Consider the following 293-nt stretch of genomic DNA (forward strand, 5'->3'; position numbering starts at 1 on the left):
CTCTTTTGCAGGTAGATCATCATGGCCGCACCCGCTATCTCGATCCGTAACCTCGATCACCTTGGTTTGGTCGCCGCACTCTGCCAGGAACTGGGCATTGCCCGCATGATCGATGCCTTGCTCCCCAAAACCCCGCCTTTCAAGGTTTCACATGGTGAAGCCTTGGTCGCCATGATAGTGAACGGCCTCGGCTTTCACAGCAGCACCCTGCACATGTTCCCGCAATTCTTCGCTAACAAGCCGGTTGAGCGCCTGATTGGCCCCGGGATCTGTGCTGATGACCTCAATGATGA

1 protein-coding gene is annotated in these 293 nt (G+C 56.0%); it reads left to right on the top strand.

Annotated features, from left to right (window positions below; genetic code table 11):
• Window positions 1-21: 21 nt before the first annotated feature.
• A partial coding sequence (locus MUW49_RS22155) for a DUF4277 domain-containing protein (protein ID WP_244813140.1) occupies window positions 22-293 on the top strand: 272 nt, incomplete at its 3' end.

It is taken from the genome of Aeromonas sp. LsrichE-8G (genome assembly GCF_022869435.1).
Taxonomy (GTDB): Bacteria; Pseudomonadota; Gammaproteobacteria; order Enterobacterales; family Aeromonadaceae; genus Aeromonas; species Aeromonas caviae.